At 56.9% G+C, this 23,601-nt stretch carries 21 protein-coding genes and 5 pseudogenes; 16 read left to right on the top strand and 10 right to left on the bottom strand.

The genetic code is table 11. The annotated features are described in order from the left end of the window. Positions 1-1,088: 1,088 nt before the first annotated feature. Together BLT55_RS27250 and BLT55_RS27245 are read right to left on the bottom strand one after the other, a co-directional pair. Positions 1,089-2,192, bottom strand: a pseudogene (locus BLT55_RS27250) (IS5-like element ISPsy19 family transposase). A 207-nt stretch (positions 2,193-2,399) separates the two neighbouring features. Further along, positions 2,400-3,377 (bottom strand): IS5 family transposase, encoded by a 978-nt coding sequence (locus BLT55_RS27245; protein WP_007247761.1) that lies wholly within the window; start codon positions 3,375-3,377, stop codon positions 2,400-2,402. Between the two features lie 29 nt (positions 3,378-3,406). Between BLT55_RS27245 and BLT55_RS27240 the strand changes: the two genes are divergently transcribed. Then, on the top strand, positions 3,407-4,003 hold the full coding sequence (locus BLT55_RS27240; protein ID WP_139206449.1) for a hypothetical protein: 597 nt from the start codon (positions 3,407-3,409) through the stop codon (positions 4,001-4,003). 732 nt (positions 4,004-4,735) lie between these two features. On the opposite strand, the gene BLT55_RS35010 is transcribed toward BLT55_RS27240, so the two are convergent. Beyond that, a complete protein-coding gene (locus BLT55_RS35010; protein WP_375233501.1) occupies positions 4,736-5,524 on the bottom strand; it encodes a methyl-accepting chemotaxis protein in 789 nt (262 codons plus the stop codon). 117 nt (positions 5,525-5,641) lie between these two features. Continuing rightward, a pseudogene (locus tag BLT55_RS35005) lies at positions 5,642-6,517 on the bottom strand (cache domain-containing protein); the annotation flags it as partial. A gap of 447 nt (positions 6,518-6,964) precedes the next feature. On the opposite strand from BLT55_RS35005, the pseudogene BLT55_RS35000 reads away from it, so the two are divergent. After that, positions 6,965-8,005 (top strand): annotated as a pseudogene (locus tag BLT55_RS35000) (methyl-accepting chemotaxis protein); the annotation flags it as partial. A gap of 39 nt (positions 8,006-8,044) precedes the next feature. Then, the gene (locus BLT55_RS34995) at positions 8,045-8,908 is read left to right on the top strand and encodes a methyl-accepting chemotaxis protein (protein ID WP_375232831.1); all 864 of its coding nucleotides are present in this window, start codon (positions 8,045-8,047) and stop codon (positions 8,906-8,908) included. Positions 8,909-8,982: 74 nt separating this feature from the next. Here BLT55_RS34995 and BLT55_RS27225 read toward each other — a convergent pair whose 3' ends face one another. Further along, on the bottom strand, positions 8,983-9,612 hold the full coding sequence (locus BLT55_RS27225; RefSeq protein WP_055001084.1) for a hypothetical protein: 630 nt from the start codon (positions 9,610-9,612) through the stop codon (positions 8,983-8,985). A gap of 276 nt (positions 9,613-9,888) precedes the next feature. On the opposite strand from BLT55_RS27225, the gene BLT55_RS27220 reads away from it, so the two are divergent. Continuing rightward, the gene (locus BLT55_RS27220; protein ID WP_055001083.1) at positions 9,889-10,158 is read left to right on the top strand and encodes a CopG family ribbon-helix-helix protein; all 270 of its coding nucleotides are present in this window, start codon (positions 9,889-9,891) and stop codon (positions 10,156-10,158) included. Positions 10,159-10,275: 117 nt separating this feature from the next. Here the strand turns inward: BLT55_RS27220 and budC are convergent, their stop codons facing one another. Beyond that, positions 10,276-11,040, bottom strand: coding sequence for a meso-2,3-butanediol dehydrogenase (budC, locus tag BLT55_RS27215; RefSeq protein ID WP_055001082.1), 765 nt, complete (start codon positions 11,038-11,040; stop codon positions 10,276-10,278). 472 nt (positions 11,041-11,512) lie between these two features. Here budC and BLT55_RS27205 point away from each other — a divergent pair, with 472 nt between their 5' ends. From BLT55_RS27205 to BLT55_RS27170, 8 genes are all read left to right on the top strand, one after another. Further along, positions 11,513-12,781, top strand: a complete 1,269-nt coding sequence (locus tag BLT55_RS27205; protein WP_055001081.1) for an OprD family porin — start codon at positions 11,513-11,515, stop codon at positions 12,779-12,781. Between the two features lie 178 nt (positions 12,782-12,959). Continuing rightward, positions 12,960-13,787 carry an NAD-dependent epimerase/dehydratase family protein gene (locus BLT55_RS27200; RefSeq protein WP_055001080.1) on the top strand — a complete coding sequence of 276 codons (828 nt, stop codon included), beginning with the start codon at positions 12,960-12,962 and terminating at the stop codon, positions 13,785-13,787. 42 nt (positions 13,788-13,829) lie between these two features. Continuing rightward, a complete protein-coding gene (locus BLT55_RS27195; protein WP_055001079.1) occupies positions 13,830-14,714 on the top strand; it encodes a glucurono-1,5-lactonase in 885 nt (294 codons plus the stop codon). A 56-nt stretch (positions 14,715-14,770) separates the two neighbouring features. Then, a complete protein-coding gene (locus BLT55_RS27190; protein WP_055001078.1) occupies positions 14,771-15,796 on the top strand; it encodes a TRAP transporter substrate-binding protein in 1,026 nt (341 codons plus the stop codon). A gap of 60 nt (positions 15,797-15,856) precedes the next feature. Beyond that, positions 15,857-16,384 carry a TRAP transporter small permease gene (locus BLT55_RS27185; protein WP_055001077.1) on the top strand — a complete coding sequence of 176 codons (528 nt, stop codon included), beginning with the start codon at positions 15,857-15,859 and terminating at the stop codon, positions 16,382-16,384. Further along, the gene (locus tag BLT55_RS27180; protein WP_055001076.1) at positions 16,385-17,665 is read left to right on the top strand and encodes a TRAP transporter large permease; all 1,281 of its coding nucleotides are present in this window, start codon (positions 16,385-16,387) and stop codon (positions 17,663-17,665) included. Positions 17,666-17,749: 84 nt separating this feature from the next. Further along, positions 17,750-18,721: an EamA family transporter gene (locus tag BLT55_RS27175; RefSeq protein WP_055001075.1), complete on the top strand. Its 972-nt coding sequence runs from the start codon at positions 17,750-17,752 to the stop codon at positions 18,719-18,721. Continuing rightward, positions 18,696-19,565, top strand: a complete 870-nt coding sequence (locus BLT55_RS27170) for an aldose 1-epimerase (protein ID WP_055001074.1) — start codon at positions 18,696-18,698, stop codon at positions 19,563-19,565. The genes BLT55_RS27175 and BLT55_RS27170 overlap by 26 nt, the downstream gene beginning before the upstream one ends. A gap of 6 nt (positions 19,566-19,571) precedes the next feature. Here the strand turns inward: BLT55_RS27170 and BLT55_RS27165 are convergent, their stop codons facing one another. Continuing rightward, complete coding sequence (locus tag BLT55_RS27165) at positions 19,572-20,144, bottom strand: hypothetical protein (RefSeq protein WP_055001089.1); 573 nt, start codon at positions 20,142-20,144, stop codon at positions 19,572-19,574. 314 nt (positions 20,145-20,458) lie between these two features. On the opposite strand from BLT55_RS27165, the pseudogene BLT55_RS34990 reads away from it, so the two are divergent. Beyond that, positions 20,459-20,530, top strand: a pseudogene (locus BLT55_RS34990) (VapC toxin family PIN domain ribonuclease); the annotation flags it as partial. Between the two features lie 26 nt (positions 20,531-20,556). Then, positions 20,557-20,682, top strand: a pseudogene (locus BLT55_RS34135) (aldose 1-epimerase); the annotation flags it as partial. Positions 20,683-20,817: 135 nt separating this feature from the next. On the opposite strand, the gene BLT55_RS34130 reads toward BLT55_RS34135, so the two are convergent. Further along, positions 20,818-21,126, bottom strand: a complete 309-nt coding sequence (locus BLT55_RS34130) for a hypothetical protein (protein WP_223862759.1) — start codon at positions 21,124-21,126, stop codon at positions 20,818-20,820. 579 nt (positions 21,127-21,705) lie between these two features. On the opposite strand from BLT55_RS34130, the gene BLT55_RS27150 reads away from it, so the two are divergent. Both BLT55_RS27150 and BLT55_RS27145 read left to right on the top strand, forming a co-directional pair. Then, positions 21,706-22,218: a sigma-70 family RNA polymerase sigma factor gene (locus BLT55_RS27150; protein WP_055001088.1), complete on the top strand. Its 513-nt coding sequence runs from the start codon at positions 21,706-21,708 to the stop codon at positions 22,216-22,218. Beyond that, positions 22,218-22,880: a ChrR family anti-sigma-E factor gene (locus BLT55_RS27145; RefSeq protein WP_055001073.1), complete on the top strand. Its 663-nt coding sequence runs from the start codon at positions 22,218-22,220 to the stop codon at positions 22,878-22,880. The genes BLT55_RS27150 and BLT55_RS27145 overlap by 1 nt, the downstream gene beginning before the upstream one ends. Positions 22,881-22,927: 47 nt before the next feature. On the opposite strand, the gene BLT55_RS27140 is transcribed toward BLT55_RS27145, so the two are convergent. Both BLT55_RS27140 and BLT55_RS27135 read right to left on the bottom strand, forming a co-directional pair. Beyond that, a complete protein-coding gene (locus BLT55_RS27140; RefSeq protein ID WP_055001072.1) occupies positions 22,928-23,275 on the bottom strand; it encodes a type II toxin-antitoxin system ChpB family toxin in 348 nt (115 codons plus the stop codon). Continuing rightward, on the bottom strand, positions 23,272-23,526 hold the full coding sequence (locus BLT55_RS27135; RefSeq protein WP_024652560.1) for an AbrB/MazE/SpoVT family DNA-binding domain-containing protein: 255 nt from the start codon (positions 23,524-23,526) through the stop codon (positions 23,272-23,274). The genes BLT55_RS27140 and BLT55_RS27135 overlap by 4 nt, the downstream gene beginning before the upstream one ends. Positions 23,527-23,601: the final 75 nt, after the last annotated feature.

Raw genomic sequence — 23,601 nt, 5'->3', positions numbered from 1 at the left:
CCTTCCTGACTGCGCGGTAGCTGATCGCCTTTTCTCCACTCGGTAGTGTCGCCGGTCCTAGACCTTGGAAGAGGTGGAATATTTGGCTTTTGTCCCGATTTCTTCCTCGCCCAGTAACCTCGTGGGGGACAAGGTACATTCAGGCGAGCACAGACCCGTGACAGAAAAACCGCTGACACTCCGTACTTGGAAGCGAGGGAAACCATGGGCGTAGACCACACTTCAGCGTAAAGGGTATCTCTATGAACGCGGTCCTGATCCATCTCACTACCCTCGCGTTTAGACGTGCGAGCATTCAATGAATACGCTCGCATTTTTCCTATTGATCGTCAAAACGCTTTCATTTAGCCAACGTGGATCTACATTCCGTCTGTCGGCTAGCCCGTTGCTTCAGCACGACCCCTTCAGTAGGTTGAGGCTGTCGAGGCTTCGTGTTTCGGCCGGTTAGCCTGGTATCCATTAATCATGGCCGCTCGCTGCGCCAGGCTGACCGTTAATATTCCTCAACGGTAACGCTGCATTGCGGCCAGATCCTTTCTAGTGACCGAAGATCAGAATACGGTTGCACTCCTCCCTTGCGAACCATAAGCGATGACGGAAACAAAACACGCCGACCATAAAATTATGGTTGCCAGGAGCTGGTTTCCATCGTGGTTTCCAGGGTTTTGACACTGGATTCCACTAGCAGCTGATAATTTGGCAAATACCATGGTTAAGGGAGCGCGATATTACTGGATGAGTACCTGAGTGCTTCCTATACTCGGTAGCCTAAGACTCAGGGGCCATGGCTAGCCGATGAATAACGAACACATTGACGCAGGAATTTTTCTACGGTTAGATTTCCCCTACGAGGACCTGTGTGCCGTCGGCGAAATTCTCAGACAATCGGACATTTTTGTTCTTGGTTACATACCGCCGCCGATTGGGTTGTACCGGCCCGATGGTTTTCTGTACGACAGTTATAATCTAGGGAGGCGCTGATTTATTCGATTTTTCGTCCCTGCAACGCTCTGGAGGCCTTGATTTATCTGGGGGCAACAGCTGGGTTTTAGAATAAATCAGCGTCTCCCTAGAGGGTGTAGACAAAATCATGTAGTGAGTCGGCGCGCGAGTATTCGAGCCTCGGCCAACCAAACCCATGCCTCGCTTACCGCAAAAAGGCGATCATGATGCATGATCAGTCGCCGAGCTCTCTCATTCTAGGCATGAGTTCGCTCCACTACCCATCGCTTGGGCATGACCACAAATCCAGTCTGAACAGGCTCCACGGAAAATAGATCGCCTTGTTCAGAGTGCCATTGCCCTGTTCTTCTGTTATTCGGGCCACGGATCACTTGAACATCGATAGCGTGCAGTTGATGGGTGCGCTGTGCCCATTTTCCTGCGTACGCACTATCAACAAAAAGCGTGCTCAGTGACGGATATTTTTCCTTCGAGTACGCCACCGCATCATCCGCCGCGTCACGATCCTGCACGCTTGCAGCACTGATACTGACAGCCAGCAGCAGGCCCAATGTATCGACAATCAGACTTCGTTTACGCCCCTTCACTTTTTTGCCTGCGTCGTAGCCGCTGTCACCGCCTTGAGGAGAACTGCGGGTCGACTGTGAATCCAGGATCGCTGCTGACGGGCTGTCAGCGCGTTCTTCCCGCTCACGCCATTGAGCTCGCAAGCGATCATGCATTTGCTCGAACTTGCCTTGAGCGCTCCACCGGCGGAACGTTTTGTAGACATTGTCCCAATGAGGAAAATCGCGGGGTAGCATTCGCCATGAGCACCCCGTGCGTACGACATAGCAACAGGCTTCCAGCAACGTGCGCCGAGAGTGAAGCGGTGGCACTCCTCGTCCGCCCTGGCTTTCAAACAGGTCGGCGACCAGTGCCCACTCGGTATCTGTCAAGCAACTCGGATATAGCTGCTCCGGCAGTTGGCGGCGGTGGGTTTCATTGTAGCCATAGGCTTTATTAGGTTCAGGTGACTGAAAACTTCCCTTGGCCCGCTGCTTTACACGCGTAATCCCTGCCATTTTCAACGCTTTTGCAAAGGTGTCGGGATGCGCAGTGATACCGGTTTCGGCGAAGAATACGAGCGCCAATTCGGCCTGGCTGGAATAGGGCTGTGCATGAGCGAGTTTCACCAGCACGGGATAGTGCTCGGCGGCAATCGAGCGAGGACGTCCGGTTTTAGGCATGGCTTGAGGGCTATTCAGACAAGGGAGTGAAAGTTTAATTTATTTTGTCTACACCCTCCTAGGGAGACGCTGAACAATTAACCCGTTCGCACCGTCCCCATTTCCAAGCCGGTTTTTTTCAACCTGCCGGCCTTATTTTACGTTTCTCGAGCAGATTTCTGCCCTCATTTTGCTGAAAGGCGGGCCAGTCCCGCCTTTCAGACGGATTTATCCTGCCGTCTGTTGTAAATACCGCTTGGCCAGCATCAGATTGGCCAACCCAAACAAACTGAACAACTGCGCTGTATTCTTTTCCAGCCCACGGTAGCGAACCTTGCGATGATTGAAGCGCACCTTGATTACCTGGAAGGGGTGCTCGACCTTGGCACGCAGTTGCGCCTTGGCATATTCAATTTTGCGCTTGACCCGATACAGCACGCTGCCTTCGCCGTGCTGCTTGTAACTGCTTGGCCGTTCTGCAATCGACCAGATAACGTCCCGTTCAGCATGCTCCGGTCGCTTGGCCGCACCGGTGTATCCAGCGTCACCCGAAACATAGGTTTCGTCACCGTGAAGCAACTGGCCAACCTGGGTGACATCCGCCACGTTAGCGGCCGTCCCTACTACGCTGTGCACCAGCCCCGACGTGGCGTCTACACCAATGTGGGCCTTCATCCCAAAGTGCCATTGATTGCCTTTCCTGGCCTGATGCATCTCAGGATCACGCTTGCCTTCTCGGTTCTTGACCGAGGGCGGCGCGGCGATCAGAGTAGCGTCGACGATAGTGCCTTCCTTGAGCAGCAGCCCCCGGCTGGCCAGATGCTGGTTAATCGTTTCAAACAGCAGCCGGGTTAGCTGATGGACTTCCAGCAAGCGGCGAAAACGCAGCAAGGTGGTGGCATCCGGTGCAGACTCGCGACCCAGGTCGATACCCATAAAACCGCGGATGGCCTGGCTGTCGTAGACGGCATCTTCGCAACCTTCATCGGAGAAACCGAAACACTGCTGCACGACGTACATGCGCAACATGCGCGACACCCCTATCGCAGGGCGTCCGCGCTTGCCTGCGGTGTTGCTATAAAACGGCGCCACTTGCGCCTCCAGCAGGGCCCAGGGCACCAACTGTTCAAGGTCAGCCAGGAAGCGATCTCGGCGAGTCTGCTTTTTCTTGCCGGTATATTCGAGTTCGGAGAAGGTCTTCTGCACGCGCGTAACGCTCACGGAGAGGGAGGCTGTTGAAGGAACTTAGTGTGCCAAGGGTGGGGACAGTTGGCTATTTTTGCAGCGTCTCCCTAGGCACCGAAACTCAAAATGGCTTTGTGCGTCGCACAGGACCTTTGCTCTTTGCCAGAGTTACAGATGAGTGCTTCTATGCAGTAGATGTTTACAGCCATGGGGCCTGGACAGAGAGCGAAATCGTCGAAACCGTCCATCGTAACTGGCCGGCTTCAATCGCTGGCTGGGTCATACACGGAGCAAGAGGGGAAAGGCTCACCAATGCGCAGAGAGCCGTTCTACGCAAGAAAAACACCAATTCGTTCTTCCTAACAAAAGATGACACTACGTACGGTCCAATAGGCGGTGGTACGGCCACATCAGGACACAATATTTTTTCCGTTATCCAGATGGACGTTGAACATGACCGCCTCGAGGCCCTAGAGCGTCGACTAGTTGAGATTAGCGACGATCTTATGCCAGAGCTCAAAAAAGCTGGTTACACCGACGCAGCGGAAGTGACTGCCAGGCTCGTTCTAACGGAAAACTTTTACGCTGCCCTTTTCCCTGACTACCGCCTCCTAGTCAACTTCTATCCTCGCGATGGATTTGCATGAGGGGCGGGTAGGCGAAAACGCATCAGTGTGGTGGAAGGCCGCAAGGGACCAGCATCACCGCAAAAGAGTCGCTATTGCTCCTCAAAATCTAGGAGCGAGATGATTGGGCCACTTTTGGAGTGATCCATCAAAGAAGTGGTTATGATGACTACGCCGTAACGAAGACGGCAGGTATCCTCTGAAAAAGCCCATTTTTTTGGAGAGGAACCGGGCTGGAGCGCCTGTATTTACTGGCTTCGACTTTTGAAGAAAAGGCTTTTTCAGACCTTCCGCAGGTTTATGAACATAATCTTACCGTTCGTCGCGGGGCGGAGCAACGAACTTCAGAGTTTTTTCAACCAGAGTAAGCGGGCCAAAAAAACCCCAGCACCCAGCACCATGTATCCCAATATGTATCCCTTGAAAATAAAAAAAAAACAAAAATACCCAATAAATACAGCAACTTATATTCTCAGTTCAAATGTCTGTGTACCACCAAGTACCGGTTCAGAGCCCTCCATGAAGGTTTTGAATCAAACAAGAAGCCCGCCTCGTGCGGGCTTTCTTGTTTCTGGCCTCCCTGTTTTCGCACCACGCTTGCTTCCAAAGAGTCGAGCCAACGCTTTACCTTCCGCCGACGCATTCAAAAGTACGGCGCTATAAGCGCAATAGCTTCGCCCTTGATGGCTGACATCCTCGAAGCAAACACCGGATCACAGCTCACGTAATCCGGCTCTGTTACTGGATGTACGGTCAAATCTTGAAGCTGTTCACCAGCTGTTTCAAACGTCCTGCCTGTTGTGAGAGTGCGGCGCAATCCTTGAGTGTTTCATTCAGGTTGGCCACACCCTGCTGGTTGAGCGTGTTGATCTGGTTGATGTCGATGTTGAGTGTTTCAACAACGGCCGTTTGCTCTTCGGTGGCAGCCGCTACTGACTGGTTCATGCCATCTATTTCACCAATACGGCGCGTCACATCACGCAAGCGGCTACCTGCCTGATTGGCAACTTCGACACTTTCCTGGCTGGACGCCAGACTTTCGTTCATGTTCAACACCGCATGTTGAGAGCCGGTTTGCAGACCGCCGATCATCTGGTAAATCTCGTCGGCCGACACCTGAGTACGGTGCGCGAGGTTGCGTACTTCATCGGCCACTACGGCGAAACCGCGTCCTGCTTCACCGGCACGTGCGGCTTCGATTGCTGCGTTAAGCGCCAGCAGGTTGGTTTGTTGGGAAATGCTTTTGATGACGTCGAGAATATGCCCGATGTTATCGGTACTGGCATTGAGCTGTTCGACTTGCGTGCATGAGTCGCTGATCTTGGCTGAAAGCTCGCTCATGGCGCGGATGGTTTTCTCGACCACGACCTGGCCATCTTCCGCCTGAGTCCGGGCTTCACTGGCCTGGATCGAAGCGTCGGACGCGTTGCGGGCGATCTCCTGCGTTGCTGCTCCCAGTTCGTTGATGGCTGCGGCAACGCTGTTGGTACGCGCGCTCTGCTCGTCAAACCCGACGATCGAGGAATTGGAAGAATTAACCACGCGCTGCGACAGGTCATGCACTTGCAAGGTGGCAGATGACACCTCTGCGATGGACGCATGCACGCGCTCTACGAACTGGTTGAATGAACCACCCAGCTCGCCGAATTCGTCCTTGCCCTGAATGCTCAGGCGACGGGTCAGATCACCTTCACCCTGGGCGATGTCGCGCATTGCCCGGCCCATGTCGGTCAGCGGCCGCATCAACGCGCGAATCAGCACGCTCAACAGCAAGGCAATAACCGCCACCGCAATCAGTACAGCCACGATCGCCGAGCTGCGGAACTGGCTCAACGGCGCATACGCCTTGTCTTTGTCGATCGACAGACCGATGTACCAGTCGGCCGATGGCAGGCCGGTGATCGGGGTAAACGATAGCAGTCGTTGCTGACCGTTGAGCGTGACCTCACGCAAACGCGCGTCCAGGCTGATGGTCTGGCCGGGGTAGATGTCCTTGAGGTTTTTCATGACCTGGTCCTTGTCAGGGCTGACGATGATCTGCCCGTCACCACTGACCAGAAAGGCATAGCCAAGGCCGCCGAATTCGACGGAGTTGATGATCTTGACCAGCGTGTCGAGACTCAAGTCGCCACCGACCACACCGGACACCTGGCCGTCGGTCTTGACCGGGCTGGCAATGGTCACCACCAGCCCCCCGACGGACGCCAGATAAGGCGCGCTCAAAATGGTCTTGCCAGCCTCGACCGTCGACTTGTACCAGGGCCGCTGACGTGGGTCGTAGCCCGCCGGCATCGCCACGTCCGGGCGTTGAGTGAATGCGCCTTTGCTGTCACCGACGTAGGTGAACTGAAACGTGGAAACCAGCGAGGATTGCGACACCAGACCGCCAAGGTCGGAATTGACACCCTGATAAGCCACATCCTGAGTCAGGTTTTCCAGCACCAGAATGCGCCCGCTCAGCCAGTTCTGCACACTGCTCGCCGTCAACTGGCCCGCTTGTGCCACGGAGGACTCGAGGTTCTGGGTGATGGTCATGCGTTGCAGATAGTCGTTGTAGAGCGTGAACAACGTAAACGCCAATACCACGACACCGGACGCAGCCAGAAGAATTTTATGCCGAAACTTCAAGGTCATTACGGAACATCTCAATAGGAATGGAGGAGATCACACGCCAAAGCAACTTACGAAACAAGCACGCCATTCTCTATAGGCAATGACCTTATTCTGAAGTAAGGCTTTTACTGCATCGCACAACCGGCAATCGGGATTCATACACATGAAACGATGGCCTGTTCAAATGCATCCGGCAGCTCTTTATAGCGGTGACCCGCAATGAATGATAGGTCCGCACAACCGTTTCAGCCGTTTTAAAATTTTATCTGCTTTTTCATTTCAGCTTGGCGCGCGCCAGCCGATAGCGTCTGTGTCCCCTGCCCTGACAATGGTTTTAACGCCATGCCTGTCAACCGCTTTACTTTTTAAATGGCTGTCCCGGAGAATTTTATGAATAGCTGGTTTGCAAACATCAGCGTCAATATGAAGCTGGCCGTCGGGTTCGGTCTGGTACTTGTATTTACTGCCATTCTTGCGCTCACTGGCTGGACCAGCATGGGTGGCTTGATCAAACGCAGCAACTGGATGAGCGACATTACCTTGCTCAATGCACAGTTGACCAAGCTGCGGGTGACCCGTCTGCAATACATGGTGGCGGACGGCGACGAGAAAGTCGCAGAAACCGTTCAGGTTTCGCTGGATGGCTTCAAGGCTTACCAGCAAAAGCTGCTGAGCTCGTTCAAGAGCCCCGAGAACGTGAAAATGCTCGAGCAGTTGTCTGCCGTGATAGCTGATTATCAGCAATCGCTGAACAACATGCGCAGTGGATACAAGGCCAGCAACCTTGCACGCGATGAGCTGACCACGCATGCGGTGAAAAGCCTCGCGGTGTTCGACCAGCTTCAGGCTGAAGTGAAGAACATGGACCCGGCCGATGCCAATCGATTCGAGCAGTTCGAGATCGTCACCCGGGCCAAAGACGACCTGCGGCTCGCGCGCTATGAAGTGCGTGGCTACACCACCAATGTCACGCCCGAAACAGAACAAATGGCGGTCGCGAAACTGGATGCGGCCATCAAGGATCTGGACACGCTCAAAGCGACCTTCAGCGGCCCTCAGGCCGAGCAGTTGAAACAGCTGGAAACCTCATTGCAGGCCTACCGCGCGACCCTGCAGAACTTCAAGGTTGCCAACGCCACGATCGCCCAGGCACGCAAGGAAATGACCACGCAAGGCCAGGACATCGTCAAGATCAGTGAGGCCATGTATCAACTGCAACTGGATCGTCGCGACCAGGAAAGCGCACAGGCCCGTACCACACAGATTATCTGTACGCTGCTGGCCATGACCCTCGGCGTCATCGCCGCCGTGATCATCACTCGGCAAATCACCCGCCCGCTGAAAGAAACCATGGCCGTGGTCGACCGCATTGCGTCTGGCGACCTGACCCAGACCCAGGCGATCACCCGTCGCGACGAACTGGGTGTGCTGCAGCAAGGTATTCAGCGTATGGGCACCACGTTGCGCGACTTGATCGGCGGGATTCGCGACAGCGTCGTGCAAATCGCCAGCGCCGCCGAAGAGCTGTCGGCTGTTACTGAACAAACCAGCGCAGGCGTCAACAGCCAGAAAGTGGAAACCGATCAGGTGGCCACTGCCATGCATGAAATGTCGGCGACTGTGGCCGAAGTGGCGCGCAACGCCGAACAAGCGTCGCATGCCGCCTCCAACGCTGACCGCGAAGCACGTGATGGCGACAAAGTGGTAGGTGAGGCCATCGCCCAGATCGAGCGTCTGGCGACTGAAGTGGGTCGTTCTGCCGACGCGATGAATCAGCTGGAGCAGGAAAGCGACAAGATCGGCAAGGTCATGGACGTGATCAAGGCCGTGGCCGAGCAGACCAATCTTCTGGCCCTCAACGCCGCGATCGAAGCTGCACGGGCCGGGGAAGCAGGACGTGGTTTTGCGGTGGTTGCCGATGAAGTGCGCGGTCTGGCGCAGCGTACCCAACAGTCGACGGTCGAGATCGAAACCCTGGTTGCAGCTCTGCAAAGCGGGACCCGTCAGGTGTCCAGCATCATGCTCAACAGCCGCGAGTTGACGGTCAGCAGCGTACAACTGAGCCGCAAGGCCGGTACGTCGTTGGGCAGCATTACCCAGACGGTCTCCAGCATTCAGGCCATGAATCAGCAGATCGCTGCTGCTGCCGAGCAGCAGAGTGCGGTGGCAGAGGAAATCAGTCGCAGCATCGTCAATGTGCGCGATGTGTCCGAGCAAACCGCATCGGCCAGCGAAGAAACCGCCGCGTCCAGCGTTGAGCTGGCGCGCCTGGGTGGCCATTTGCAGACACTGGTCAGTCGCTTCAAAATCTGATCGGCAACCAATACGTTCAAGCCCGGTTTTTACCGGGCTTGATTGTTTCAGAGGGTCACACCACAGGCTTAGGGTTAATCGCCCGACGTGCGAAGCCGCTCGACATAATCAGCCACGGCAATCTCATCAGCCTTGCGCTGGCCCGCCAGCAGAAATGCCCGGAATACTTCACTGCCGAGCGCCTGATGGATTTCCTCGCGAATCCTGTCCTGCGCGGAATCAGAGATGCCTGCCTTGCAGTGCTGAATCTCATGGGCGCGTTCCAGCACCTGAACCAGTCGGGCATGGAGTTTCTCAAGCCCTCGCCCGCTGGCTATCCGCTTGTAGGTTGCCAGAAAGAACGTTTCACCACGCCCCGCCTCATTGCGGGACACATACGCCACCGCACACAACCCCACCCCGCTTCGCTTGCGCCAGTGCACAACAGTGTTGTTGCCCAGTTGCAGAACATCGTCGCGTCGCCAGGCATGGCCGCTGTAAAGCAGATGAATGATGGCGGCATCCAGTGCACGCCGCGTGCCGCCAAAACGCAGATCCGTAAAGCGCGCATTGACCTTCCAGCTCTCGTCCTTGCGGACACGCACGATCCACACGCGCCCCCGGGCCTCACGGGTAATGCCGCGCGGAACACTGTAGGTGACATCATCGACGATTTTGCCGTAACACCTCAGGCCTGAAATATCGATTTCAGACGATGGGTTCATGGGGCTGTTCGATGCTGAAACGTTAAGGGCTTAACGCAACAAGGGCGATACGGCTGCCAACGGCTTTATCTGCGTTGTCGTGGAAGGTGATGCGTTTGAATCAGGCCTGATGCCTGGTCCATAGAAGGACAGTGTGGCAGCGAGTGAGTGATCGGGCCGGTCGGGGCGACAGGTGGTTGACGAGCAAAGCTCTGTCGAGCTTTTATTATTCACTGTGATTGTTTTTTATTTATATTGATTTAAGCCCGACGGATATCACTTACGGAGTCACTTAGCATGGGCATAACAAAAACCAGATCCGTGACAGCTCACGTTCCTGAACATCTGGCTGTAAAGGTCGATTCAATGGCCGAAAGGCTCGAACGCTCGAAAAACTGGACCGTCAAACAGGCACTGTCCGCGTGGATCGATCAAGAGGAGGAGCGTAGCCGTCTTACGCGTGAGGCCCTGGCAGATGTTGATGCAGGACGCGTGTTTGACCATCATGCTGTTCAAGCGTGGGCTGATATCCTGAGCACAAAGACTCTATTGCCGGTTCCACGCTAATACACGAGAGGATCGATAGCAACACAATGACCGTCGCTTTCCGAAAGCCGCTGGCAGAGAAGCGCTGACGGTCATTTCAGCGCACCTGCTTAGACATTAAAGCCCTCGCCGACATCATCAAGCCTGCGGCGGCTGCCCATTGGAGGCAGATAAACCGCCATCCACCGGCAGGTTGACGCCGGTCACGAAGCGCGCATCGTCGCTGGCCAGAAACGCGATAACGTCGCCTACATCCTCGGCTTCGCCAGGCCGGCCCAGCGGGATGCGCTCCTTGAACTTGGCCATCAGCGCTTCGTCACCCAACATGTCTTCGGTCAGCTCGCTGCGGGTCAGTGACGGGCAGACGGCATTGATGCGCACGCCGTCCACGCCATGATCCATGGCCAGCGCGCGGGTAAAATTGGTGATCGCACCCTTGGCCGCATTGTAGAAACTCATGCCCCAGTCGCCGCCCAGGCCGGACACCGACGACACGTTGATGATGTTGCCCTTGCTGGCGATCAGCGCTGGCATGGCGGTGCGGGTGCAATAGAACACGCCGTCCAGGTCCACGGACATCAGCGCTTTCCAATCGTCCACGCCCAGTTCGGTCACTTTGCCGGACGTTGCGACACCCGCGTTGTTGACCAACACATCAAGGCGACCAAAGCGCTCAGCCACTTCTTTGAACAGCGCCTCCACGTCAGTCAGATCAGCCACGTCGGTGGCTCTGATCAAATGCTCTGCGCCTGACAGTTGCGCGGCCACGTTGGCAAGTTTCTCGCGGTTGCGGCCGACCAGCACCACGCTTGCACCTTCACGGGCGAAACGCTTGGCGGTTGCTGCGCCGATCCCGGAACCTGCTCCTGTGATGACAACGACTTTCTGAGTGAACCGATTCATGTGGCAGCTCCAATAAAATAATGGGGTTACCGGGTGGACTGCCTATGCGTCCGCTGCGTTCACTCCCATTCGTTTACCGCCCTGTTTGACACACAAAAACCAGGTGAATCGGTAAAGCGCGACTAACCGCTCGTTGACAAACCACGCTCATGCTGCAAATAATCGCCACAGTTGTACGACAACCTATAACGCCAACAATAAAAACAAAATCGGGGTACGTTCATATGAAGACTTGCGCCTGCTCGCTTGCTCTATCGGTTATTGAAGCTTTGCCCGCGCTGTCTGCCTTGCAGTATTCGACACCCTTCCTGATTCATAGCATTCGCTGACGTTCGGCGAGCGGTATTCGGCTGTGTTGCGGCCGAGGCCCTGCCTGGAAACGGGCATCACGCAATCCTCGAAGGTGTCGGCTGCAAAGAGTACACAGCCAGAAAAGGGGACAGTTTTCGATAGACAAGGGAGCACAACAATAATGACATCTCACACCACCCGTTCGCGCATCCTGCTGGGGGTTGGCGGTATGACGCTGGCTTTCCCGATACTCGGCATGGCCGAAGGCTTCGTGGACGACACCAAGGCAACGCTCAACCTGCGTAACGCGTACTTCAACCGCAACTTCACCAATCCGGCTTTCCCGAACAGTGCGGCACCGCAGAACAAGGCCGAAGAGTGGACGCAAAGCTTCATTCTTGATGCCAAGTCCGGGTTCACTCAGGGCGTGGTGGGTTTCGGAGTCGATGTGTTGGGTCTGTACTCGGTCAAACTCGATGGCGGCAAAGGCACCGGCGGCACTCAATTGCTGCCGATCCATGGCGACGGGCGTCCGGCCGATGATTTCGGACGTCTGGGTGTGGCGGGCAAAGCGCGGGTTTCCAAGACTGAACTGAAAGTCGGTGAATGGATGCCGGTGTTGCCCATCCTGCGCTCCGATGACGGCCGCTCCCTGCCGCAAACCTTCCAGGGCGGTCAGATCACTTCCAAAGAGATCGACGGCCTGACGCTGTATGGCGGGCAATTCCGTGGCAATAGTCCGCGTAACGACGCCAGCATGGAAGACATGTCGCTGAACGGACGCGGCGCATTCACCTCGGACCGCTTCAACTTCGGCGGCGGTGAATACGTGTTCAACGACAAACGTACTCAGGCAGGTATCTGGTACTCGGAACTGCAGGATATCTATCAGCAACAGTTCTTCAATCTGCTGCACAGTCAGCCAATCGGCGACTGGACACTCGGCGCCAACCTCGGTTTCTTCACCGGCAAGGAAGACGGCAACAAACTGGCGGACGATCTCGACAACAAGACCACCTATGCATTGCTCTCGGCGCGCTATGGCGGCAGCACATTCTATGTCGGCCTGCAGAAGGTCTCTGGCGATACCGGGTGGATGCGCGTCAACGGCACCAGCGGCGGCACTCTGGCCAACGACAGTTACAACTCCAGTTATGACAACGCCAAAGAGAAGTCCTGGCAATTAAGGCATGACTACAACTTTGTGGTGCTCGGCGTACCCGGCCTTACAATGATGAACCGCTACATCAGCGGTGATAACGTGCATACCGGCAACATCACCGACGGCAAGGAATGGGGGCGCGAGTCCGAACTGGCTTACACCGTGCAAAGCGGCGCCTTCAAGAACCTGAACGTCAAGTGGCGCAATTCCACACTACGTCGCGACTTCAGTGCCAACGAATTCGATGAGAACCGCGTGTTCATCAGCTATCCGATTTCGCTGCTCTGACGCCCTGTGGCAAAGTCTGGCGATGACTGCAGACTTTGCCTTTGTAACCAGCTGTGTTGCGAAGTGTGCAAAGGCCGGAATTAGACGTTGGCCGCGTTGACAATCCGCGTAGGCGGTGCAAATAATCCAGCAAGTCATACGACAACAGATGACAACAATAACAATCAGGACTTTTCTCATGACATCGGCTCATACCACGCAAACTCCCTTCAATCGCCTCCTGCTGACAGGCGCGGCAGGTGGCCTGGGCAAAGTATTACGCGAGACTTTGCGCCCTTACGCGAAGGTCCTGCGACTTTCCGACATCGCCGATATGGCACCGGCTATCGACGCCACCGAAGAAGTTCAGGTCTGCGATCTGGCTGACAAGCATGCGGTACATCAACTGGTCGAAGGCGTGGATGCGATTCTGCATTTCGGCGGCGTATCGGTGGAACGGCCGTTCGAGGAAATTCTCGGCGCCAATATCTGCGGTGTGTTTCACATCTACGAAGCCGCCCGCCGGCACGGCGTGAAACGCGTGATCTTCGCCAGTTCCAATCACGTGATCGGCTTTTACAAGCAGGACGAAACCATCGACGCACACTCCCCGCGTCGTCCGGACAGTTATTACGGCCTGTCCAAGTCCTACGGCGAAGACATGGCCAGTTTCTACTTTGATCGCTACGGCATCGAAACCGTCAGCATCCGCATTGGCTCGTCATTTCCGGAACCGCAGAACCGCAGAATGATGAGCACCTGGCTGAGCTTTGGCGACCTGACCCAACTCATCGAACGCTCCCTGTACACGCCGGATGTCGGGCATACCGTGGTCTACGGCATGTCGGACAACAAAAACGTGTGGTGGGACAACAGGCTGGCCAGCAAGCTGGGTTATACCCCCAAAGACAGCTCAGAACAGTTCCGTGCCAAGATCGAGGCTCAGCCGCAGCCGGCGGCCGATGATCCGGCGATGGTTTATCAGGGTGGCGCATTCGTGGCCTCGGGGCCGTTCGGCGACCAATAAGCATCACTGCTTCTTTTCAGAAATCCGGAGACACGAACCGTCATGGATGCCGAACTGATCGTCGATGCACAAAATGCCACAGGCGAAAGCCCGGTCTGGAGCGTGCGTGACCAAGCGCTGTACTGGGTGGATATTCCGCAAGGCCAACTGCATTGCTGGAGCTGCGCAGACAACACAACGCGCAGCTGGAAAGCACCGCAGATGCTCGCCTGCATTGCCGCCGACAGCCGCGGTGGCTGGATCGCCGGGATGGAGAGCGGGATTTTTCATCTGCAACCCTGTGAAGACGGCAACCTGATCAGCACGCTGCTGGTCAGCGTCGAGCACCTGCGCACGGGCATGCGCTTCAATGACGGCCGCTGCGACCGTCAAGGTCGTTTCTGGGCGGGCACCATGCTGATGGACATGGCAGCGGGTGCGGCGGTTGGCGCGATGTATCGCTACAGCGCGAACCAGAAGACGCTGGACCCGTTGCTGCAAGACTTCATTGTCCCCAACGGCCTGGCCTTCAGCCCTGACGGCAACACAATGTACCTGTCTGACTCACACCCCGACGTGCAAAAGATCTGGGCTTTCGATTACGACACCGACAGCGGCACGCCGCATGACCGCCGCCTGTTCGTGGACATGAACCATCACCTGGGGCGCCCCGACGGCGCGGCAATCGATGCCGACGGCTGTTACTGGATTTGCGGCAACGACGCAGGCCTCATCCATCGCTTCACGCCTACCGGCAAACTCGACCAGTCACTGGTCGTGCCGGTGAAAAAACCCGCCATGTGTGCGTTTGGCGGCCCGAACCTTGACACCTTGTTTGTCACCTCGATTCGCCCGGGCGGCGATCTCAGCGACCAGCCACTCGCCGGTGGTCTGTTCGCTTTGCGACCTGGCGTCAAAGGCCTGGAGGAACCCACGTTCAAGGGCTGACTGCGCCTTCCGAAAATCCCGTAGCTCGACCAAAAATAACAACATTGGAGATATCCATGGATTTCAAACGCAAGCTCCTCATCGCAGCACTTCCGCTGGCTTTCTGCATGTCGGGCATGGCCCAGGCAGAGGTCAAGATCAAGTTCGCCGAGATTCACCCGGCAGGCTACGCGCCGGTTGTGGCTGAACAGAACATGGGCAAGAAGCTCGAAGAGCAATCCAAGGGCGAGATCAGCTTCAAGATGTACGCAGGCGGCGTGCTCGGCTCCGAGAAGGAAGTCGTCGAGCAAGTGCAGAGCGGTGCAGTGCAGATGACCCGCGTCAGCCTCGGCATCGTCGGCCCGGTGGTGCCGGACGTCAACGTCTTCAACCTGCCGTTCGTGTTCCGCGATCAGGCGCACATGCGCACGATCATCGACGGTGAGATCGGCCAGGAAATTCTCGACAAGATCACCGATTCGCAATTCAACATGGTCGCCCTGGCCTGGATGGATGGCGGCACCCGGAACCTGTATACCAAGAAGCCGGTACGGCAGATGTCGGACCTCAAGGGCATGAAGATCCGTGTTCAGGGCAACCCGGTGTTCATCGACACTATCAATGACATGGGCGGCAACGGCATCGCCATGGCCACCGGCGAGATCTTCAGCGCCCTGCAGACCGGCGTGATCGACGGTGCTGAAAACAACCCGCCGACCTACCTCCAGCACAATCACTACCAGAACGCCAAGTTCTTCACGATCACCGAGCACTTGATCCTGCCGGAGCCGATCGTGATGTCGAAAAGCACATGGGAAAAGCTCAAGCCCGAGCAACAGGCGCTGGTGAAAAAGCTCGCGCGTGAATCACAGATGGAAGAGCGCGTGCTGTGGGACAAGTCATCAGCCGAAGCCGAGACCAAACTCAAGGCTGCGGGCGTGGAGTTCATCACGCTGACACCGGAGCAGAAGAAAGCCTTCTACGACGCGACCCAGCCGGTGCGTGACAAATACGGCGCGCCTTACAAGGACCTGATCCGCCGCATCGAAGAGGTCAAGACCAACCCGGCGCTGGCCGCGAGCAACACCCAAGCGGCCCAATAAGCCAGTCCGATCAAGCAGCGGGAACGAGCCCAGGCTCGTTCGCCGCCGTGGTGAGCCCCTATGAAAAGTAATCTATTGCGCATCAACGACACGCTCTATCGCGTCTGTATCGGCATTGCGGGTCTGTCGGTGCTGATCATGACGCTGATCATTCCCTGGGGCATTTTTGCCCGCTACATCCTGGGCAGCGGCTCCAGCTGGCCGGAGCCCACCGCCATTCTGCTGATGGTGGTGTTTACATTTTTCGGCGCAGCGGCCAGTTACCGGGCGGGCGCACACATGGCGGTCTCGATGGCCGTGGACCGCATGCCGCAGCAGGTACGTCGTGTCGCCGCCGTGGCGGTGCAGGTCCTGATGGCAATTGTGGCCCTGTTCATGATCGTCAAGGGCTTCAAGTTGTGCGCCACCACCTGGAATCAGTTCGTCGGTGAACTGCCGTTTTTGCGCGTGGGCATCTCTTACCTGCCGATTCCGATCGGCGGCATCGTGACCCTGGTTTTCGTGCTGGAACGGTTATTTCTGGGCGACCAGAGTCATCGCGCGGTGATGCGCTTCGACGTCATTGAAGAAAGCGAAGGTGCCGCATAAATGGACGCTTTTATACTGCTGGGCAGCTTCATCGCTTTGATTCTCATCGGCATGCCGGTTGCTTATGCACTGGGCCTGTCAGCCTTGATCGGCGCTTGGTGGATCGATATTCCGGCCGATGCGCTGATGATTCAGATTGCCGGTGGCGTGAACAAATTCTCGTTGCTGGCGATCCCGTTCTTCGTCCTCGCCGGGGCGATCATGGCCGAAGGTGGCATGTCACGCCGACTGGTCGCGTTTGCCGCCGTGCTGGTCGGCTTTGTGCGCGGCGGTCTGTCGCTGGTCAACATCGTGGCCTCGACGTTCTTTGGCGCGATTTCAGGCTCGTCAGTTGCCGATACCGCTTCGGTCGGCTCGGTACTGATTCCGGAAATGGAGCGTAACGGCTACCCTCGCGACTTCTCGACTGCGGTAACGGTCAGCGGCTCGGTTCAGGCGCTGTTGACGCCACCCAGCCATAACTCGGTGCTTTACTCGCTGGCGGCAGGCGGCACGGTATCGATCGCTTCACTGTTCATGGCCGGGATTATGCCGGGCCTGCTGCTCAGCGCGGTGATGATGGGCCTGTGCATGATCTTCGCGCGCAAGCGCAACTACCCCAAGGGTGAAGTGATACCGCTGCGTCAGGCGCTGAAAATCGCCGGTGAAGCGCTCTGGGGCATGATGGCCATGGTCATCATCCTCGGCGGCATTCTGTCGGGTATCTTCACCGCCACCGAGTCGGCCGCCATTGCCGTGTTGTGGGCGTTCTTTGTCACCATGTTCATCTACCGCGACTACAAATGGCGCGATCTGCCCAAGCTGATGCACCGGGCGGCACGGACCATTTCCATCGTGATGATCCTGATCGGTTTTGCCGCCAGCTTCGGTTACATCCTGACACTGATGGAAATCCCGATGAAGATCACGACAGCGTTCCTGACTCTGTCGGATAACCGTTACGTGATCCTGATGTGCATCAACGTGATGCTGCTGTTGCTGGGCACCGTCATGGACATGGCCCCGCTGATTCTGATCCTGACCCCGATTCTGCTGCCGGTCATCGTCGGCGTCGGCATCGACCCGGTGCATTTCGGCATGATCATGCTGGTCAACCTGGGGATCGGACTGATAACACCGCCAGTGGGCGCTGTGCTGTTCGTCGGTGCGGCGGTGGGTAAAGTCACCATCGAAGCCACCGTGAAAGCGCTGGTGCCTTTCTACGTCGCACTGTTTCTGGTGCTGATGCTGGTCACCTACATTCCGGCCATTTCGCTGTGGCTGCCGAGCGTCGTGCTCTAAGGCTTGGCGTTGCAACGCCACCGGGGCTCTGCAAAAAGCTCCGGTGCGCACTCCCTGTTATCCAGCCAAGGAGGCTGGTTGCGTATGTCCGCCCCTGCCCTGTTCCCCCGTCACATCGCCGTGCTGATCCTCGCGCTGCTGGCCTGCTCGTTTGCCGGCAATCACATTGCCGCACGTATTGCCTTCGATCACGACACCGGTCTGCTGTTGGCCATCCTTTGTCGCTCTGGCGTGACCTTGCTGGTGCTCACCAGCCTGGTGCTGTGGCAACGTGAAACACTCAGTCTGCCGGCCAGCACCTGGCGCTGGCAGTTGTTGCTCGGGCTGCTGATCGCGACCCAAAGCTTTTGCATCTACTCGGCAGTGGCGCGCATTCCGGTTGCGCTGGCATTACTGGTGGTCAATGTCTCGCCGATCCTGCTGGCATTGCTGACCTGGGCGCTGGGCGGTGCCAGGCCGACACGCCGTGCGGCAGGCCTGATGGGGCTGATTCTGTTTGGCCTGACACTGGCGCTGGACGTGCCGCAGCGCTTGTCGAACCCGGGCAGCAGCGAGCCGCAGTGGCTGGAGGGCATCGCCTACGCGGCCACCGCCGCAGTGGTATTCGCGTTCGCACTGTGGATCACCGATAACAAACTGGCGGGCATGCGCGGCAGCGTTCGCAGCATGCTGACCATGGCCGTGGTGTTTGTGGTCGCCGCCGTTGCAGGCAGCAGTGGCGTATTGCCCGGCGGCGTGGATCTACCCTCCAGCCGTATCGGCTGGACCGCACTGGCCAGTCTGGTGCTGCTCTACGGGCTGGGGTTCTCGCTGCTGTTCATCTGCATGGCGCGTCTGGACATCAGCCGCAACGCACCGGTGATGAACATCGAGCCGGTGGCGAGCCTGCTGTTCGGCTGGCTGATTCTGGATCAGTTGCTCAGCAGCGGCCAGATCCTCGGCGGATTGATCGTGGTCAGCGGCATCGTGCTGTTGACCTGGCGCCGCGCCAGCCCTCCTGTCCCTCAACTCTCCGACAAGGCCCTGCATCATGCCCGTGAACGTTCTGACCCTTGAAGACGGCATTACCCGCCTGAGCGTTGCTACCGAAATCGGCGGCAGTATCGTCAACTGGACGGTATTGGCAAGCGGTCAGCCGTTGCTGCGCCCAAGCGACGACGACGCACTGGCGGCAGGAGTGCCGCGTCGACTGGCCTGCTACCCGCTGGCGCCCTGGTCGAATCGAATCGGCAATGACGGTTTCGACACGCCGGACGGCTGGCTGGCACTGGCCCCCAACAGCGCCAATGACCCGCTGCCGATCCATGGCAGTGCCTGGCAGCAGCCATGGACGGTCATCGAGCAGACGCCTCGGCAGATCTGCTTGCAACTCGACAGCCAGACGCCTTTCGCCTACCGCGCGCAACTGAGCTACACCCTGCACGACGGCAAACTGAGTATCGAATTGACCACCACCCACCTGGACAGCCGCGCCATCTGGCACGGCCTGGGCTTGCATCCTTACCTTCCTCGTACTGCCCACACACGCCTGCAGGCCAACGTCGCGCAGGTTTGGCTAAGTGATGAGCGCGGCTTGCCGACTGTCTTGCAGGACCCTCCTGCCGAATGGGATTTCCAGCACAGCAGCGCGCTGCCCGACACGCGCCTCGACAACGGCTTCACCGGCTGGGATGGCCACAGCGTCATCAGCCAGCCGGACCTGGGCTATGAACTGCACTGCCAGGCCACCGGCAGCGAATACTGTCTGGTGTTCTGCCCGCCGGGGCTGAATTTCTTTTGCTTCGAGCCGGTCAGCCACCCGGTCAACGCCCATCATTTGCCGGGGCATCCGGGGTTGAAGCTGTTGCGCCCGGGAGATACAACAACGCTGACGTTCAGCCTGCATTATCAGACGCTGTGACATGCATCATGGGGCTATAACCAGTGTCGAAAGGCCGCTGACCTGTGTAACACCGCTCCACTTGTTGCAATCGTTATTCGGTGAGGAACTGTCACTGCTCAGTACAAACGTACTGACCGCGCTGGCGCCCTTGTATCGGCCGTCCATAATCGTTCCGACACCGAGGATTGTGGTACTCAAATTACCGATGTTGTTGAGGATCGCGATGAACTTGTAAGTGCTGGCGGCACCGTCGCTCCATTTGATGTCCCAGACAATCGGGTTGGTTTGCAGGAGCAAGGATTTGCAGGAAAAATTTGCTTTGAAATGTGCGCTGGATGAGGCGCTGACCCCCTTCAGTTGCGGATGCGATGCACAGGGGCCCCATTTGCTGGTTGTCGAGACATTGACATCCTTCGCCGTGTTGGTCACCCCGGGCGACCAGTTCGCAGTATGAGTTCCTGCCAGACAGATCGTCCGGTTAGCCTCTTCAGCCTGTGATCGCTCGGGCGCTAACAGAAGCCCCGTACACACGATGACCAGCGATAGCGTGGCCAGTTTTACTGACGTAGATGAAGCGCGCGCAACGTGAATATCCATAATGGTCTCCCTGACCTTGATATCGTCCAACCCTCAGGATAATCAGCCGGCGTTGATTACTCTACTGTCAGAAATGACAGTAGCAGCCCATGGCCGCGACGCTTGGCGCACCCGTCTGCAAGACCTGCCATTCCTTCCCGTGATCCTCGGCACGCCGTCAAAGCCCTTATCAGCCTGCACATCCAAGGTTCAGGTGTTCAGGACAGGGCAAATCTATCAACATCGGGTTAGCCGCTCTACCGAGAGCCGCTACGGTTCCAGTCCGCGATCGGCACGGGCAAAGCGTTCGAAACCCACCGGGATATCCCGGTTTCGTGGTCACTAACAACCAGCGTGAATTCCAGCGTGTCGAGGGGCTGAGGGTAGAAGACTGGGTAAGCCAATGACCTCAACGCTATAGCTGCAACGCCTGTTCTGTTTCGAGCCCTTCAGCCATCCGGTCAATGCCGATCATTTGCCGGAGCATCCGGGATTGAAGCTGTTGTGGCAGGAGGAGTCGATGGGGTTGGGATTCAGCCTGCAGTACAAAAACATCTAGGGAGACGCTGATTTATTCTAAAACCCAGCTGTTGCCCCCAGATAAATCAAGGCCTCCAGAGCGTTGCAGGGACGAAAAATCGAATAAATCAGCGCCTCCCTAGCAGGCTCTGTCCATGTGCTGCCCGGCCAGTGGTTACGGAATAATAATCAGGTTTGAAGGGCCGCTCATGCTGGCGACACCCGTGGTCGTGGCGCAGTCGTTGAGCCCCAGATTGAAAAGCACATAGGTCGTTATCGCAAGCGCCCCCGTGTAACGTCCAGCCACGATTTTCCCGATACCCACTATGGTTTTATTCAGACCAACAGTATCGTTATAAAACGCATCGTACTTATAAGTACTGGTGGTTCCATTGCTCCAGTTAATGATCCATTCTACATCGGTGGTGTTCTGCAGCAGAGCGTTACAGGATAAGGGCGCCTGAAAGCTCTGGCTGGACGACACACTTGTGCCGAAAGGTACTCCTATACACGGACCCCAATTGCTTGTCGTCGTAACATCGGTTGGCTGGCTGGTGTTTGTCAGGCCTGGCGAAAAAGTTCCAGTATGAGTTCCTGTTCAGACAACAATGTCTAGAACTCCGGCCTGTGATCGTTCCGGCGCTAAAAGAAGCCCACTACAAACGATTACCAGCAGTATACCGGCCAGCCTGGCAAACGTAGATGAAGCACGTGCAACGCGAGTATCCATGAGGGTCTCCCTGACCTTGATAACATCCAGATCTCACATTAAACAGCTAGCGCTCACTGAGCTACTGTCAGAAATGACAGCGACTGTCTGCATGACCGGCCCGAGGCCATTGTAATGGCCGAACCTGTAAAAATGCTCCGAGCCGCTCGTCACATCCTATGATCCAATCCCCATCCCGCTACGTAACACTTCTGCATCGCGAACCAATACCAGACAATGGTGATCAGAAGGTGGATCATGCGCATAACTGCCAGTCTCAGGACCTTCTGTCACTTGTCCAACCCGCACAGCGATTCGACGATAACCCGACTTTGGATTGAAGAAGTCGCCGCCGTGGCCCGTCAAAGGGACCGCGACAGCTTCATGCGCATCTACGACCACTTCGCCCCACGTTTATTGCGCTATCTGACGGGCCTGAATGTGCCTGAAGGGCAGGCTGAAGAACTGGTGCAGGAAGTGCTCCTGAAGCTCTGGCACAAGGCCGAGTCCTTCGACCCGGCCAAAGCCAGACTGGGGACCTGGCTGTTCCGCATCGCGCGCAATTTGTACATCGACAGCGTGCGCAAGGATCGCGGTTGGGTGCAGGTACAAAACTCCCTGGAACAACTTGAGCGGCTGGAGGCCCCAGTAGACAGAACGCTCGATTACAGCCAGCGTCAGGAGCAACAACTGAACACCGCGATCCAGAACCTGCCCGCCGATCAGGCCAAAGTGTTGCGAATGTCTTATTTCGAAGCGCTCAGCCATCGGGAAATTGCCGAACGCCTGGACATGCCGCTGGGAACGGTGAAGTCATGCTTGCGTCTGGCGTTTCAAAAGCTTCGCTCACGGATGGAGGAGTCATGATGGGCCCACTGCATCATCCGGATGAAGCAACGCTGATCAGCTATGCATCGGGGGCGCTGTCGCAGGTCATCTCTCTGGTCACCGCCGCCCATCTGGAGCGCTGCGCCGAGTGCAGAATGCGGCTCAGGCAGGCAGAGCAGATCGGCGGCGTCCTGATGCAACAGCACACCAGCACGGTTGTGCCGCTCAAGGGCCGCTCGGCCATGCTGGCGCGTCTGGATGAGCAGGCCACAAGCGTTGAACCGCCCCTGCATTCAATGCCTGCAGCCAACCAAGACCCGGATTTGTTGCCGACCTGCATGCAGGCGCATTTCGGTCGTCACCTGAGCGAGCTGAAATGGAAAACCCTCGTCCCCGGTGTACAGCGTGTTCGCGCCGAGGGCATCGAGCATGGCAACCTGATGCTGCTGAAAATCGCCCCGGGCGTGAGCATGCCGGTTCACAGCCATGAAAGCGGCGAGATGACCATGGTCCTCAAGGGTGCTTACTACGACGTGCAGGGTGAATTCGGCCTGGGTGACGTGGCCGATCTCGACAGCCACATCCAGCACCAGCCGATTGCCTACCCCGACCGGGAATGCATTTGCGTGCTGGCCGCGGAATCGAAGCTGCGCTTTCATGGGCTGCTGGCGCGGATGATGCAGCCGTTTTTCGGGATTTGAGAAGCGGCGGCGAGCAGATTGAGGAGCCAGGCAACTAGCAAAACCTGCTATTCAAAAAGGGCTTGAACGCGAGCCAGCACATCGTCAATTACCATCTCGGGAACTGATTCAACACGCTTTGCGCCACGAGCCTCAAGGTCGACGGTTCGAATCTGGTTGCAAAGAACGACACCCTGCGTTTCGGTACCTGAACCGCTCAACGGCACCGCGAAACCGGCATACCGAGCGAAGTCGCCGCCCTGCGTGATGGGCGCAATAATTACAAGGCCCGATACGTTATAAGCCGCAGGCGTCAGAATCAACGCAGGACGAAAATCGCCCTGTTGTTCGCGGCCTGCTGTTGGATTCAGGTTCAGTCGCACAATATCCGACCGGTTGAATTTGACCCGTTTCAAACCTCACGTCCAATTGGCTGCATGGTGTTCCATTCGGCCAATTCTGTGGGCTCAGGCGCGCTCAAATCACATTTTGCCATCAAGTCAGCCAATCGATAATGCAACTTTGCTTTAGCGGGTTTGAGCGTGATGACTTCTGCAGACGCATCAAGCGTAAGCACATCTCCGCTAGACAGGCTCATCTGCTTGAGCACGTTTGCGGGCAAACGAATTGCAGCGCTATTGCCCCATTGCTGAATTTTCACTTCCATCAAGACACCTCATAACGTAGCAATACTGTAGATACCTAATACGAGGCATGCAATCCCAACGTATAAACATAGTAT

Origin of the sequence: Pseudomonas cannabina (assembly GCF_900100365.1) — a bacterium.
GTDB classification, from domain to species: Bacteria; Pseudomonadota; Gammaproteobacteria; order Pseudomonadales; family Pseudomonadaceae; genus Aquipseudomonas; species Aquipseudomonas cannabina.
This window is presented reverse-complemented; position numbering and strand designations above follow the sequence as displayed.

What these genes read in the sequence shown, in the direction of transcription:
- BLT55_RS27200 (WP_055001080.1), top strand. Translation starts at nt 12,960, where the DNA reads ATGACATCGGCTCATACCACGCAAACTCCCTTCAATCGCCTCCTGCTG.
- BLT55_RS27185 (WP_055001077.1), top strand. Translation starts at nt 15,857, where the DNA reads ATGAAAAGTAATCTATTGCGCATCAACGACACGCTCTATCGCGTCTGT.
- budC (WP_055001082.1), bottom strand. Translation starts at nt 11,040, where the DNA reads ATGAATCGGTTCACTCAGAAAGTCGTTGTCATCACAGGAGCAGGTTCC.
- BLT55_RS27190 (WP_055001078.1), top strand. Translation starts at nt 14,771, where the DNA reads ATGGATTTCAAACGCAAGCTCCTCATCGCAGCACTTCCGCTGGCTTTC.
- BLT55_RS27165 (WP_055001089.1), bottom strand. Translation starts at nt 20,144, where the DNA reads ATGGATATTCACGTTGCGCGCGCTTCATCTACGTCAGTAAAACTGGCC.
- BLT55_RS27135 (WP_024652560.1), bottom strand. Translation starts at nt 23,526, where the DNA reads ATGGAAGTGAAAATTCAGCAATGGGGCAATAGCGCTGCAATTCGTTTG.
- BLT55_RS34995 (WP_375232831.1), top strand. Translation starts at nt 8,045, where the DNA reads ATGGGCACCACGTTGCGCGACTTGATCGGCGGGATTCGCGACAGCGTC.
- BLT55_RS27205 (WP_055001081.1), top strand. Translation starts at nt 11,513, where the DNA reads ATGACATCTCACACCACCCGTTCGCGCATCCTGCTGGGGGTTGGCGGT.
- BLT55_RS27220 (WP_055001083.1), top strand. Translation starts at nt 9,889, where the DNA reads ATGGGCATAACAAAAACCAGATCCGTGACAGCTCACGTTCCTGAACAT.
- BLT55_RS27195 (WP_055001079.1), top strand. Translation starts at nt 13,830, where the DNA reads ATGGATGCCGAACTGATCGTCGATGCACAAAATGCCACAGGCGAAAGC.
- BLT55_RS27180 (WP_055001076.1), top strand. Translation starts at nt 16,385, where the DNA reads ATGGACGCTTTTATACTGCTGGGCAGCTTCATCGCTTTGATTCTCATC.
- BLT55_RS27175 (WP_055001075.1), top strand. Translation starts at nt 17,750, where the DNA reads ATGTCCGCCCCTGCCCTGTTCCCCCGTCACATCGCCGTGCTGATCCTC.
- BLT55_RS27145 (WP_055001073.1), top strand. Translation starts at nt 22,218, where the DNA reads ATGGGCCCACTGCATCATCCGGATGAAGCAACGCTGATCAGCTATGCA.
- BLT55_RS27170 (WP_055001074.1), top strand. Translation starts at nt 18,696, where the DNA reads ATGCCCGTGAACGTTCTGACCCTTGAAGACGGCATTACCCGCCTGAGC.
- BLT55_RS27225 (WP_055001084.1), bottom strand. Translation starts at nt 9,612, where the DNA reads ATGAACCCATCGTCTGAAATCGATATTTCAGGCCTGAGGTGTTACGGC.